This is a genomic window from Pseudomonas peradeniyensis (assembly GCF_014268935.2).
GTDB classification, from domain to species: domain Bacteria; phylum Pseudomonadota; class Gammaproteobacteria; order Pseudomonadales; family Pseudomonadaceae; genus Aquipseudomonas; species Aquipseudomonas peradeniyensis.
Map to the genome: position 1 here is coordinate 567,792 of NZ_JABWRJ020000002.1, position 12,085 is coordinate 579,876.

Below are 12,085 nucleotides of genomic sequence, written 5' to 3' on the forward strand. Positions count from 1 at the left end.
ATCGCGGAGCAAGCCCGCTCCCACGCTATTTGTCCATCAGGCGTGGGAGCGGGCTTGCCCCGCGATTGACGAAACATCCATGGCTGGCCTAGAGTGCCGCCTCCTTTCATTGACCTGCGTAGTTCACGTGATGCGCCGTACCGATGTGACCCGCCCGCACCGCCAGCCTGTCGCCCCGACAGCGCGCCGCGCGTGGCCGAGCGACACGGTGCTCAAGCGTCGACGCAGCGTGCTGTTCGCCTTCACCTTCTCGCCACACCTTGCCCTGAACTGATCCGCGCCCCTGCATCCCGCGCCTTTGCGGCGTGATCGCGGGCGCCTGCGTTCGAACATCTTTCAGCGGATTTTCCAGTCGGCCAGGGCCAGAGCCCCTGCGCGCCGGCTTGCAAGGAGTGGTACATGAACATGCGTTTGCTGGTGGGCCTGTTGTTCGCCGTGTCGGTGGTCGGTTTCAGCCTCGGGGCGAGCCTGCCACTGGTGTCGTTGCGCTTGCACGAGGCGGGGGCGGGGACGCTGGAGATCGGCATCATCTCGGCGATTCCGGCGGCGGGCATGATGCTCTCGGCCTTCATGGTCGACGCCTGCTGCCGGCACCTGACCCGGCGCGTCATCTACCTGCTCAGCTTCAGCTTGTGCACCCTGAGCATCGCCCTGCTGGAATGGGCCTTCGACTCGATGCTGTGGCTGGCGCTGCTGCGCCTGGGGCTCGGCATCGGCATGGGCATCGCGATCATCCTCGGCGAATCGTGGGTCAATGAGCTGTGCCCGGAGCACAACCGCGGCAAGATCATGGCCCTGTACGCCACCAGCTTCACCGGCTTCCAGGTGCTCGGCCCGGCACTGCTGGCGCTGCTCGGCGCCGACAGCCCATGGCTGACTGGCGTGGTCACCGTCTGCTACGGCCTGGCGCTGCTGTGCATCCTGTTCACCGTGCCCAACGACCATGTCGAGCATGGCGACGAAGGCGAGAAGAGCTTCGGCCTGGCCGGCTTTTTCCGTGTCGCCCCGGCCTTGTGCGTGGCGGTGCTGTTCTTCTCGTTCTTCGATGCGGTGGTGCTGTCATTGCTGCCGGTGTACGCCAGCAGCCACGGTTTTGCCGTAGGCGTGGCGGCGCTGATGGTGACCGTGGTGTTCGCCGGCGACATGATCTTCCAGCTGCCGTTGGGCTGGCTCGCCGATCGGGTCGAGCGCACCGGGCTGCACCTGGTATGCGGGCTGGTGGCGATGAGCATCGGTATTGCCTTGCCCTGGCTGCTGCAGATGACCTGGCTGCTGTGGCCGCTGCTGGTGGTACTCGGGGCGGTGGCCGGGGGCATCTATACCTTGGCGCTGGTGTTGATCGGGCAGCGCTTCAGGGGCCAGGACCTGGTGACCGCCAACGCCAGTGTCGGCCTGCTGTGGGGTGTCGGCAGCCTGGTCGGGCCGCTGGTCAGCGGTGCGGCGATGGATGTGGCGCCCCATGGCTTGCCCATGGCGCTGGCGCTGATGGCAGGGTTGTTCGTGTGTTTCGCCCGGCAGGCGTACCGTCGGGCGGGCAGGCTGCAGGCGGCGGTGGACTGAGCGGCAGGGCGGTCCGCTGGTCGGCAGGCGTGGTGCCGGTGGGCTTTGCCTGCGAAACAGGTGCCACGCCATGGGCCTTCTTTATATAGGCAATCCACACTTTATCGCAGGCATAAAAAAACCGACCCTAGGGTCGGTTTTTTCGACAAGAACGTCGCTTAGGCAGCTGCAGCTTCTTTCAGCGCCTTGATGTGGCCATTCAGACGGCCTTTGTGGCGAGCAGCTTTGTTCTTGTGGATGATACCCTTGTCGGCCATACGGTCGATTACAGGTACAGCCAGAACGTAAGCGGCTTGCGCTTTTTCGGCGTCTTTTGCGTCGATGGCCTTGACTACATTCTTGATGTAGGTGCGGACCATGGAACGCAGGCTGGCGTTGTGGCTGCGACGCTTCTCAGCCTGTTTTGCACGTTTCTTGGCGGAAGGTGAGTTGGCCACCGTCGAGCTCCTCGAAAGACTTTAGGTAAATAGCAAACAAAATAGGCCGCGAATCATGCCGATGAGTCGAACGGATGTCAAGGCCACCTGCAGGGTTCCGCCGAGTGGTGAGCCAACAGGAGGGAAATATTCCTTTCTGTCGCACGACCTGTAAACTCGGGAATTTTTGGCTCCCCTGCGAAGGCGCGGGAGTATCGCACATTCGGACGCTGTCTGGCAGCGCCCTCTGTCTCTGGCGTGAAACTTTTCGATGAACCTGCTCAAATCCTTGGCCGCGGTCAGCTCCATCACCATGATTTCCCGGGTGCTCGGCTTCGTGCGCGATACCATCCTGGCGCGGGTGTTCGGTGCCGGCATCGCCACCGACGCCTTCTTCATCGCCTTCAAACTGCCCAACCTGCTGCGGCGGATCTTCGCCGAGGGGGCCTTCTCCCAGGCCTTCGTGCCGATCCTGGCCGAGTACAAGACCCAGCAGGGCGAGGAGGCCACCCGTACCTTCATCGCCTATGTGAGCGGCCTGTTGACCCTGGTCCTGGCCCTGGTCACGGTGATCGGCATCCTCGCCGCGCCGTGGGTGGTCTGGGCCACCGCGCCGGGCTTCGTCGACAGCGCGCAGAAGTACGAGCTGACCACCTCGCTGCTGCGGGTGACGTTTCCTTATATATTGCTGATCTCGCTGTCGTCGCTGGTCGGCGCGATCCTCAATACCTGGAACCGCTTCAGCGTGCCGGCGTTCACCCCCACGCTGCTCAATGTGGCGATGATCGCTTTCGCCGTGCTGCTGACGCCGTACTTCGACCCGCCAATCATGGCCCTGGGCTGGGGCGTGCTGGCCGGTGGCCTGGCACAACTGCTGTACCAGCTGCCGGCGCTGAAAAAGATCGGCATGCTCGTGCTGCCGCGCCTGAACCTGCGCGACACCGGCGTGTGGCGCGTGCTCAAGCAGATGCTGCCGGCCATCCTCGGGGTGTCGGTGAGCCAGATCTCGCTGATCATCAACACCATCTTCGCCTCGTTCCTGGTGGCAGGCTCGGTGTCGTGGATGTACTACGCCGACCGCCTGATGGAGCTGCCCTCCGGCGTGCTCGGCGTGGCCCTGGGCACCATCCTGCTGCCGACCCTGGCCAAGACCTATGCCAACAAGGACCGCGAGGAGTATTCGCGGATCCTCGACTGGGGCCTGCGCCTATGCTTCCTGCTGGTGCTGCCCTGCACCCTGGCCCTGGCCATCCTCGCCGAACCGCTGACCGTGGCGCTGTTCCAGTACGGCAAGTTCACCGCCTTCGACGCGGCCATGACCCAGCGCGCCCTGATCGCCTATTCGGTGGGCCTGCTGGCGATCATCCTGGTCAAGGTGCTGGCACCTGGCTTCTATGCGCAGCAGAATATCCGCACGCCGGTGAAGATCGCGGTCTTCACCCTGGTCTGCACCCAGTTGCTCAACCTGGTGCTGATCGGCCCGCTGGCCCATGCCGGGCTGGCCCTGGCCATCAGCCTGGGCGCGTGCCTGAACGCCGGCCTGCTGTACTGGAAGCTGCGCAGCCAGCAACTGTTCCAGCCGCAGCCGGGCTGGATGGCGTTCCTGCTCAAGCTGGTGCTGGCCGTGACCCTGATGTCGGGCGTGCTGCTGCTGGGCATGCACTACCTGCCGGCCTGGGAACAGGGCAACATGCTCGCGCGCTTCCTGCGCCTTGGGGGCCTGATCGCGGCGGGCGTGGTGACCTACTTCGGCTGCCTGTTCCTGTGCGGGTTCCGCCCACGGCATTTCGCCCGCAAGGCGTTGCATTGAGGCGCGAGAGGGGTCAGGCGTCGGTTTTTCGCATTCCACGCCCCATGGGGGCGCTGCTGCCTGTCACCAGCGCCCGGGTGTGGTTATAATCGGCCACTTTATGAGCAAGAAGCGCGTTATGCAGCTGGTTCGAGGTCTTCACAACCTGCGCCCCGAGCACCGGGGCTGTGTCGCCACCATTGGCAACTTCGACGGGGTCCACCGTGGCCACCAGGCGATCCTCGCACGCCTGCGCGAACGCGGTCAGGAACTGGGCCTGCCCACCTGCGTGGTCATCTTCGAGCCGCAGCCGCGCGAGTACTTCGCCCCGCAGAGCGCCCCGGCGCGACTGGCCCGTCTGCGCGACAAGGTCGAGCTGCTGGCCGGCGAGGGCATCGACCGGGTGCTGTGCCTGTCGTTCAACCAGCGCCTGAGCCAGCTCAGCGCCGAGCAGTTCGTCAAGGCGGTGCTGGTCGACGGCCTGGGCGTGCGCCACCTCGAAGTGGGCGACGACTTCCGCTTCGGCTGCGACCGCGCCGGCGACTTCGTCTTCCTCACCGAAGCCGGCAAACGCCACGGCTTCAGCGTCGAGGCGGCCAATACCGTGATCCAGGACGGCCTGCGGGTCAGCAGCACCGAAGTGCGCAAGGCCCTGGCCGAAGGCAACTTCGAGCTGGCCGAGCACCTGCTGGGGCGTCCGTACCGTATCACCGGGCGCGTGCTGCATGGCCAGAAGCTGGCCCGCCAGCTCGGCACCCCCACCGCCAACATCCAGCTCAAGCGCCGTCGCGTGCCGCTGTCCGGGGTCTACCTGGCCAGCATCGAGATCGACGGCAAGGCCTGGCCGGGTGTCGGCAATATCGGAGTGCGCCCCACCGTTGCCGGTGACGGGCGTCCTCACCTGGAGATTCATCTCCTGGACTACGCCGGCGACCTGTATGGCCGGCGCCTGACGGTGGAATTCCACCACAAGCTGCGTGAAGAGCAGCGTTTCGCCTCCCTGGAGGCGCTGAAGTCGGCGATCGACGCGGACATCGCCGCCGCACGTGCCCACTGGCACGCTCAACCGCTAACGAAGAGCCTGAAATGACCGACTACAAAGCCACGCTTAACCTTCCGGACACCGCCTTCCCCATGAAGGCCGGCCTGCCTCAGCGCGAACCGCAGATCCTGCAGCGCTGGGACAGTATTGGCCTGTACGGTAAGTTGCGCGAGATTGGCAAGGATCGTCCGAAGTTCGTCCTGCACGACGGCCCGCCCTATGCCAACGGCAAGATCCACATCGGTCATGCGCTGAACAAGATTCTCAAGGACATGATCGTCCGCTCCAAGACCCTGTCCGGTTTCGACGCGCCGTACGTGCCGGGCTGGGACTGCCACGGCCTGCCGATCGAGCACAAGGTCGAGGTCACCCACGGCAAGCACCTGACCGCCGACCGCACCCGCGAGCTGTGCCGCGAGTACGCCGCCGAGCAGATCGAAGGGCAGAAGACCGAGTTCATCCGCCTGGGCGTGCTGGGCGACTGGGACAACCCGTACAAGACCATGAACTTCGCCAACGAGGCCGGTGAAATCCGCGCCCTGGCCGAGATGGTCAAGCAAGGCTTCGTGTTCAAGGGCCTCAAGCCCGTGAACTGGTGCTTCGATTGCGGCTCGGCCCTGGCTGAAGCCGAGGTCGAGTACGCCGACAAGAAATCCCAGACCATCGACGTCGCCTTCCCGGTCGCCGATGCCGACAAGCTGGCCGCCGCCTTCGGCCTGGGCGCGCTGGCCAAGCCCGCCGCCATCGTGATCTGGACTACCACCCCGTGGACCATCCCGGCCAACCAGGCGCTGAACATCCACCCGGACTTCAAGTACGCCCTGGTCGACACCGGCGAGCGCCTGCTGGTGCTGGCCGAGGAGCTGGTCGAGTCGTGCCTCAAGCGCTACAACCTGGAAGGCTCGATCATCGCCACCGCCCCGGGCTCGGCCCTGGAGCTGATCAACTTCCGCCACCCGTTCTACGACCGCCTGTCGCCGATCTACCTGGCCGACTACGTCGAGCTGGGCGCCGGCACCGGCGTGGTGCACTCCTCGCCAGCCTATGGTGAAGACGACTTCGTCACCTGCAAGCGCTACGGCATGGTCAACGACGACATCCTCACCCCGGTACAGAGCAACGGCGTGTATGTCGAGTCGCTGCCGTTCTTCGGCGGCCAGTTTATCTGGAAGGCCAACCCGGCCATCGTTGAAAAGCTCAGCGAAGTCGGTGCGCTGATGCACACCGAGACCATCAGCCACAGCTACATGCACTGCTGGCGCCACAAGACCCCGCTGATCTACCGCGCCACCGCGCAGTGGTTCGTCGGCATGGACAAGCAGCCGAGCACTGGCGAGCCGCTGCGCGAGCGCGCGCTCAAGGCCATCGAAGAGACCAAGTTCGTTCCGGCCTGGGGCCAGGCGCGCCTGCACTCGATGATCGCCAACCGTCCGGACTGGTGCATCTCGCGTCAGCGCAACTGGGGCGTGCCGATCCCGTTCTTCCTCGACAAGCAGACCGGCGAGCTGCACCCGCGCACCGTCGAGCTGATGGAAGAAGTCGCCAAGCGCGTCGAGCAGGAAGGCATCGAGGCCTGGTTCAAGCTGGATGCCGCCGAGCTGCTCGGTGACGAGGCCGGCCAGTACGACAAGATCACCGACACCCTCGACGTCTGGTTCGACTCCGGCACCACCCACTGGCACGTGCTGCGCGGCTCCCACGACATCGGCCACGCCACCGGCCCGCGTGCCGACCTGTACCTGGAAGGCTCCGACCAGCACCGCGGCTGGTTCCACTCCTCCTTGCTGACCGGTTGCGCCATCGACGGCCACGCGCCGTACCGCGAGCTGCTGACCCACGGCTTCACCGTGGACGAGAACGGCCGCAAGATGTCCAAGTCGCTGGGCAACACCATCGAGCCACAGAAGGTCAACGACACCCTGGGCGCCGACATCCTGCGCCTGTGGGTCTCGGCCACCGACTACTCCGGCGAGATGGCGGTTTCCGAGCAGATCCTGCAGCGCAGCGCCGATGCCTACCGGCGTATCCGCAACACCGCGCGCTTCCTGCTCTCCAACCTGTCCGGCTTCGACCCGGCCCGCGACCTGCTGCCGGCCGAAGACATGCTGGCCCTGGACCGTTGGGCGGTCGACCGCACCCTGTTGCTGCAGCGCGAGCTGGAAGAGCACTACAGCGAGTACCGTTTCTGGAACGTCTACTCGAAGATCCACAACTTTTGCGTGCAGGAGCTGGGTGGCTTCTACCTCGACATCATCAAGGACCGCCAGTACACCACCGGCGCCAACAGTGTCGCCCGCCGCTCGTGCCAGACCGCGCTGTACCACATCAGCGAGGCGCTGGTGCGCTGGATCGCGCCGATCCTGGCGTTCACCGCCGACGAGATCTGGCAGTACCTGCCAGGCGAGCGCAACGAGTCGGTGATGCTCAACACCTGGTACCAAGGCCTGGCCGAACTGCCGGCCGACGCCGAGCTGGACCGTGCCTACTGGGACCGCGTGATGGCTGTTAAAGCCGCGGTCAACAAGGAGCTGGAAAACCAGCGTACCGCCAAGGTCATCGGTGGCAACCTGCAGGCCGAAGTCACCCTGTTCGCCGAAGAGGGCTTGACCGCCGACCTGAACAAGCTCGGCGACGAACTGCGCTTCGTGCTGATCACCTCGGCCGCCAGCGTGGTGCCGTTCGTCCAGGCGCCGGCCGATGCCGTGACAACCGAAGTCGAAGGCCTCAAGCTGAAAGTGGTCAAGTCCGGCCATGCCAAGTGCGGCCGCTGCTGGCACTTCCGCGCCGATGTGGGCAGCCACCCGGAGCATCCGGAAATCTGCGCCCGTTGCGTCGACAACCTGAGCGGTTCGGGCGAGGTGCGCCACTATGCCTAATGCTCCTGCAGGGCGCTTCGGGCGCCTTGCCTGGCTCTGGCTGAGCCTGGTGGTCCTGGTCCTCGACCAGGCCACCAAGCTGTACTTCGACAGCGCGCTGACCATGTACCAGCAGATCGTGGTCATCCCCGACTACTTCAGCTGGACCCTGGCCTACAACACCGGCGCCGCGTTCAGCTTCCTGGCCGACAGCTCCGGCTGGCAGCGCTGGCTGTTCGCGCTGATCGCCGTGGTGGTCAGCGCCGTGCTGGTGGTCTGGCTCAAGCGCCTGGGGCGCAACGAGACCTGGCTGGCAGTGGCCCTGGCCCTGGTGCTGGGCGGCGCGCTGGGCAACCTGTACGACCGCGTCGTGCTGGGCCATGTGGTCGATTTCATCCTGGTGCACTGGCAGAACCGCTACTACTTCCCGGCCTTCAACCTGGCCGACAGCGCGATCACCGTGGGCGCGGTGATGCTGGCGCTGGACATGTTCAAGAGCAAGAAGTCCGAGGAAGCCGTCCATGACTGAGACCCGCATCGGCCAGAACACCGAAGTCACCCTGCACTTCGCGCTGCACCTGGAAAACGGCGACACCGTCGACAGCACCTTCGACAAGGCCCCGGCCGTGTTCAAGGTCGGCGACGGCAACCTGCTGCCGGGCTTCGAGAACGCCCTGTTCGGCTTCAAGGCCGGTGACCAGCGCAAGCTGAGCATCGCCCCGGAGAACGCCTTCGGCCAGCACAACCCGCAGAACGTGCAGGTGATGCCGCGCTCGCAGTTCGAAGGCATGGAGCTGTCCGAAGGGCTGCTGGTGATCTTCAACGACGCCGCCAACACCGAGCTACCGGGCGTGGTCAAGGCGTTCGACGACAACCAGGTGACCATCGATTTCAACCATCCACTGGCTGGCAAGACCCTGAACTTCGAGGTGCAGATCCTCGACGTGAAGGCGCTGTGAGCCTGGAGCCGAGCATGCAAATCAAACTCGCCAACCCGCGCGGCTTCTGCGCGGGGGTCGACCGGGCGATCGAGATCGTCAACCGCGCCCTGGAAGTCTTCGGCCCGCCGATCTATGTGCGCCACGAAGTGGTGCACAACAAGTTCGTGGTCGAGGACCTGCGCAACCGTGGCGCGATCTTCGTCGAAGAGCTGGACCAGGTGCCGGACGACGTCATCGTCATCTTCAGTGCCCACGGCGTTTCCCAGGCCGTGCGCCAGGAAGCCGCCGGTCGTGGCCTGAAGGTGTTCGACGCCACCTGCCCGCTGGTGACCAAGGTGCATATCGAGGTTGCCAAGTACAGCCGCGATGGCCGTGAGACCATTCTCATCGGCCACGAGGGGCACCCGGAAGTCGAAGGCACCATGGGCCAGTACGACGCCAGCAATGGCGGTGCCATCTACCTCGTCGAGGACGAGGACGATGTCGCCAGGCTGCAGGTGCGCAACCCTGACCACCTGGCCTTCGTCACCCAGACCACCCTGTCGATGGATGACACCAGCCGGGTGATCGACGCCCTGCGCGAACGCTTCCCGAACATCGGCGGCCCGCGCAAGGACGACATCTGCTACGCCACCCAGAACCGCCAGGACGCCGTCAAGCAACTGGCCGACGAGTGCGACGTGGTATTGGTGGTCGGCAGCCCCAACAGCTCCAACTCCAACCGCCTGCGCGAGCTGGCCGAGCGCATGAGCACACCGGCCTACCTGATCGACGGCGCCGAGGACCTGCAACGCAGCTGGTTCGACGGGGCCGAGCGCATCGGCATCACCGCCGGGGCCTCGGCACCGGAGGTGCTGGTGCGTGGCGTGATCGACCAGCTCAAGGCCTGGGGCGCGACCGGCGCCGAAGAGCTCCACGGGCGCGAGGAGAACATCACCTTCTCCATGCCCAAGGAGCTGCGGGTCCGCTCGATCTGAGTCAGTCCGGTGCACAGCGGCGGCCCTCGTCGCTGCGCAGGCTGACCCGGCCACTGGGGCTGAGCACCACCTGATGACGGCTGTCGAGGGTGGTGCGCGGGCAGATGTCCAGCGTGGTACCGACGAAACCCACCCCCAGCGGCGCCCCCCGGGCGCTGAACCTCACGACCCGGTCCGAGGTCGTGGCAATCCTCAGCGGCCTGTGCAGGCGATGTTCCTGCAACCGTTCGCCATCCTGTTCCAGTACGACCCGCCAACCCTTGCCCCAATCCTCCTCCAGTGGCCGGACCAGCACGGCCTGGTGCCTTAGCGCCGCCTGATTACGGGCGCCGCGTAGGGCCTGTGCCAGCTCCCTGGCCACGGCACCGACGTAAAGCTCATCGCTGAACTTGCTGTAGGCCGATATGCCCTGGTGTGTCAGAAGGCTCAACACGCCCAGTGCGAACATCATTTGTATCAGTGTTACGCCTTGTTGCCCCACGCTGCATTCCTCCCTGGAAGTGCTTCTCTGTAGCTTCCAGGACGCCCGGCAAGGGCGCCAGTCGGCCGGTTCGGGTTGCGGCCTAGGAAAGATCCCAGGAGGGACTATGGGGGCGAAGGAAGGGGGCATGACACTGCTGGAGGTGCTGCTGGCCGTCACGGTGCTGACGCTGGGGCTGTTCGCATCGGCGGCCTTGCAGTTGCGAGGGCTGCAGGCGGTCGAGGGCGCGCGGCGGGATGCGCAGGCGTTGCAACTGGCCCAGGGCATGTTGGAGCGCGTGAGGGCCGCCGGGGCGCTCGAGGCGGGCGAGGAAGCGGCCTGGCAGTCGCGCCTGACCCAAGTGCTCGGTAGTGCGGCGCAAGGGCGCATGAACCTGGCCGGGGGCGTGCTGGTGCTGGACGTCGATTGGCCGGGCATGGGAGAGGGGCGGCAGTCGCTGAGCGTGCAGGGCAGGGTGCTGCCATGAGGCGTCGGCAGGTGGGTTTCGGCCTTGTCGAGGCACTGCTGGCCCTGGCACTGGGCCTGATGCTGCTGGTGGCCGCCGGCCAGGTATTCGTCTCGGCGTATCAGGCCTTGCAACTGCAGGGCGCGGCGGCGCGCCTGCAGGATGACGCCCGCCTGGCCTTGCAGCGAATGGCCGAGGATATCCGCCAGGCGGGGATGTTCGGTTGTCTGCGCCTTGAAGCCGAGGACTTTGCCGATCCTGGCGCGGCCCAGGCCTTCGCGTCGCCCATCGAGGTCACCGGCGACAGCCTGACCCTGGTCGGCGCTGAGTTGCCCGGGTTGCTCGGCACCCCGGACTGGACCGTGCTCAGCGACTGCCGCAGTTGGGCGCGGGTGCAGCCCGGGCAGCACGTCGGGGACGGCGAGTTGCTGGCGCTGCCGGTGCGCCGGGTGAGCTATCGGGTGCGCAACGGCAGCCTGATGCTCACCAGCAATGCGCAGCATGCCAGTCTCATCGACCAGGTGCGGGCGTTGGAGGTCAGCCGTGTCGAGGCGGGCGCGGGTGAGCGGCTGGATATCCGCCTGACCTTGCATGACCGGCAGCATGGGCTCGAGCAGCGCCATTCACTGAGCGTGGCCCTGCGCAACCCGGGAGCCGAGTCGTGACGGGGCAGCGTGGCGTTGTGCTGTTGCTGGCGTTGATCCTGAGCCTGCTGTTCGGCCTGCTGGCAACCCTGGCCCTGCGCGAGGCGCTTTTGCAGCAGCGCCAAGCAGGCGATCAGCTGGCCGGCGCGCGGGCCTTCGAGCAGGCGGAGGCGGCCTTGATCGAGGGCACGGAACTCCTTGCAGGCAGCATCCCGGCCCGATGCCAGGCCTGTTCGCCACCCAGTCCGCCTGGTACGCAGCCTTCCTCGCCCTGGCTGGCGACCCGCAGTGGCTTCGTTTACCTGCAAACCCTGGGAGACAGCCTGCGTGTCGCGGGTCAGCCCGTCGGGGACAGGCTGACGCTGGTCCGGGTGACGGCGGTGGGCCTTCAAGTCCGCGGGCGGCAACTGCTGGAGGCGGTCTATGCCATCGATGATGACGGCGCGGTGAAGCGTATCAGCTGGCGTCAGCGCCTGGGGGAGGGCTGAGATGCAGCGCGGCCTTGGTCTGATCGAATTATTGATTGTCGTGGCGCTGATCGGCATGCTGGCAGCCATTGCCTACCCCAGCTACAGCGACCAGTTGCGCCGCGCCGCACGAAGCGAAGCGCTCGGCCTGCTGCAGGACGCGGCATTGCGCCTGGAGCAGCACCGCGCGCGCGTGGGCGGTTATGCCGACAACGAGCAGCTGACCACCGTGTTGCCCGCGGGCACACGCTACTACCGCCTGCAGGCCTGGCGCGACACTGACCGTTTCAGCCTGCGCGCCAGCCGTGTGCCCGAAGCCTTCATGGCGGATGACCGCTGCGGCGACTTCCTGCTCGACCAGGCGGGCGTGCGCGATAACACGGGCGCGGGCGACGAGGTGTGCTGGGGAAGCTGAAGATCATGAGGTGCCCAGGCGCCGTGGAATTACTTCAGGTGTTGGATCGAACC

At 65.9% G+C, this 12,085-nt stretch carries 13 protein-coding genes and 1 pseudogene; 12 read left to right on the top strand and 2 right to left on the bottom strand.

Going from position 1 to position 12,085, the window contains the following annotated elements; genetic code table 11:
- Nucleotides 1–130: 130 nt before the first annotated feature.
- Nucleotides 131–274 carry a hypothetical protein gene (locus HU751_RS12045; RefSeq protein WP_186734725.1) on the top strand — a complete coding sequence of 48 codons (144 nt, stop codon included), beginning with the start codon at nucleotides 131–133 and terminating at the stop codon, nucleotides 272–274.
- A 125-nt stretch (nucleotides 275–399) separates the two neighbouring features.
- Nucleotides 400–1,560, top strand: a complete 1,161-nt coding sequence (locus HU751_RS12050; RefSeq protein WP_186714216.1) for an MFS transporter — start codon at nucleotides 400–402, stop codon at nucleotides 1,558–1,560.
- Between the two features lie 158 nt (nucleotides 1,561–1,718).
- Here HU751_RS12050 and rpsT read toward each other — a convergent pair whose 3' ends face one another.
- Nucleotides 1,719–1,997: a 30S ribosomal protein S20 gene (gene rpsT / locus HU751_RS12055; RefSeq protein ID WP_023533220.1), complete on the bottom strand. Its 279-nt coding sequence runs from the start codon at nucleotides 1,995–1,997 to the stop codon at nucleotides 1,719–1,721.
- A 250-nt stretch (nucleotides 1,998–2,247) separates the two neighbouring features.
- On the opposite strand from rpsT, the gene murJ reads away from it, so the two are divergent.
- The 6 genes from murJ (at nucleotide 2,248) to ispH (ending at nucleotide 9,580) form a co-directional block, all read left to right on the top strand.
- Entirely contained in the window at nucleotides 2,248–3,786 is a 1,539-nt protein-coding gene (gene murJ / locus HU751_RS12060) for a murein biosynthesis integral membrane protein MurJ (RefSeq protein WP_186734726.1), read from the top strand.
- A gap of 118 nt (nucleotides 3,787–3,904) precedes the next feature.
- Nucleotides 3,905–4,855 carry a bifunctional riboflavin kinase/FAD synthetase gene (gene ribF, locus HU751_RS12065; protein WP_186714214.1) on the top strand — a complete coding sequence of 317 codons (951 nt, stop codon included), beginning with the start codon at nucleotides 3,905–3,907 and terminating at the stop codon, nucleotides 4,853–4,855.
- Nucleotides 4,852–7,683 carry an isoleucine--tRNA ligase gene (ileS, locus tag HU751_RS12070; protein WP_069016176.1) on the top strand — a complete coding sequence of 944 codons (2,832 nt, stop codon included), beginning with the start codon at nucleotides 4,852–4,854 and terminating at the stop codon, nucleotides 7,681–7,683. The genes ribF and ileS overlap by 4 nt, the downstream gene beginning before the upstream one ends.
- Complete coding sequence (lspA, locus tag HU751_RS12075) at nucleotides 7,676–8,191, top strand: signal peptidase II (protein WP_186662657.1); 516 nt, start codon at nucleotides 7,676–7,678, stop codon at nucleotides 8,189–8,191. The genes ileS and lspA overlap by 8 nt, the downstream gene beginning before the upstream one ends.
- Nucleotides 8,184–8,621 (top strand): FKBP-type peptidyl-prolyl cis-trans isomerase, encoded by a 438-nt coding sequence (gene fkpB, locus HU751_RS12080; protein WP_186734727.1) that lies wholly within the window; start codon nucleotides 8,184–8,186, stop codon nucleotides 8,619–8,621. The genes lspA and fkpB overlap by 8 nt, the downstream gene beginning before the upstream one ends.
- Nucleotides 8,622–8,635: 14 nt before the next feature.
- Complete coding sequence (ispH, locus tag HU751_RS12085) at nucleotides 8,636–9,580, top strand: 4-hydroxy-3-methylbut-2-enyl diphosphate reductase (RefSeq protein WP_186734728.1); 945 nt, start codon at nucleotides 8,636–8,638, stop codon at nucleotides 9,578–9,580.
- A gap of 1 nt (nucleotide 9,581) precedes the next feature.
- Here ispH and HU751_RS12090 read toward each other — a convergent pair whose 3' ends face one another.
- Nucleotides 9,582–10,031: a GspH/FimT family pseudopilin gene (locus HU751_RS12090; RefSeq protein WP_189657448.1), complete on the bottom strand. Its 450-nt coding sequence runs from the start codon at nucleotides 10,029–10,031 to the stop codon at nucleotides 9,582–9,584.
- Nucleotides 10,032–10,167: 136 nt separating this feature from the next.
- Between HU751_RS12090 and HU751_RS12095 the strand changes: the two are divergent.
- The 4 genes and pseudogenes from HU751_RS12095 to HU751_RS12110 all read left to right on the top strand — a co-directional run.
- A pseudogene (locus HU751_RS12095) lies at nucleotides 10,168–10,344 on the top strand (pilus assembly protein PilV); the annotation flags it as partial.
- Nucleotides 10,345–10,523: 179 nt separating this feature from the next.
- Nucleotides 10,524–11,171: a pilus assembly protein PilW gene (locus HU751_RS12100; protein ID WP_186734730.1), complete on the top strand. Its 648-nt coding sequence runs from the start codon at nucleotides 10,524–10,526 to the stop codon at nucleotides 11,169–11,171.
- Nucleotides 11,168–11,638, top strand: coding sequence for a hypothetical protein (locus tag HU751_RS12105; protein WP_186734731.1), 471 nt, complete (start codon nucleotides 11,168–11,170; stop codon nucleotides 11,636–11,638). The genes HU751_RS12100 and HU751_RS12105 overlap by 4 nt, the downstream gene beginning before the upstream one ends.
- Before the next feature lies 1 nt (nucleotide 11,639).
- Nucleotides 11,640–12,032: a type IV pilin protein gene (locus HU751_RS12110; RefSeq protein WP_050703664.1), complete on the top strand. Its 393-nt coding sequence runs from the start codon at nucleotides 11,640–11,642 to the stop codon at nucleotides 12,030–12,032.
- The last annotated feature ends 53 nt before the right edge of the window (nucleotides 12,033–12,085 follow it).

Excerpts from the sequence above, each read along its gene's own strand:
- fkpB (WP_186734727.1), top strand. The coding sequence starts at position 8,184 with ATGACTGAGACCCGCATCGGCCAGAACACCGAAGTCACCCTGCACTTC.
- ispH (WP_186734728.1), top strand. The coding sequence starts at position 8,636 with ATGCAAATCAAACTCGCCAACCCGCGCGGCTTCTGCGCGGGGGTCGAC.
- HU751_RS12110 (WP_050703664.1), top strand. The coding sequence starts at position 11,640 with ATGCAGCGCGGCCTTGGTCTGATCGAATTATTGATTGTCGTGGCGCTG.
- ribF (WP_186714214.1), top strand. The coding sequence starts at position 3,905 with ATGCAGCTGGTTCGAGGTCTTCACAACCTGCGCCCCGAGCACCGGGGC.
- HU751_RS12050 (WP_186714216.1), top strand. The coding sequence starts at position 400 with ATGAACATGCGTTTGCTGGTGGGCCTGTTGTTCGCCGTGTCGGTGGTC.
- murJ (WP_186734726.1), top strand. The coding sequence starts at position 2,248 with ATGAACCTGCTCAAATCCTTGGCCGCGGTCAGCTCCATCACCATGATT.
- HU751_RS12090 (WP_189657448.1), bottom strand. The coding sequence starts at position 10,031 with ATGATGTTCGCACTGGGCGTGTTGAGCCTTCTGACACACCAGGGCATA.
- lspA (WP_186662657.1), top strand. The coding sequence starts at position 7,676 with ATGCCTAATGCTCCTGCAGGGCGCTTCGGGCGCCTTGCCTGGCTCTGG.
- HU751_RS12045 (WP_186734725.1), top strand. The coding sequence starts at position 131 with ATGCGCCGTACCGATGTGACCCGCCCGCACCGCCAGCCTGTCGCCCCG.
- HU751_RS12100 (WP_186734730.1), top strand. The coding sequence starts at position 10,524 with ATGAGGCGTCGGCAGGTGGGTTTCGGCCTTGTCGAGGCACTGCTGGCC.
- ileS (WP_069016176.1), top strand. The coding sequence starts at position 4,852 with ATGACCGACTACAAAGCCACGCTTAACCTTCCGGACACCGCCTTCCCC.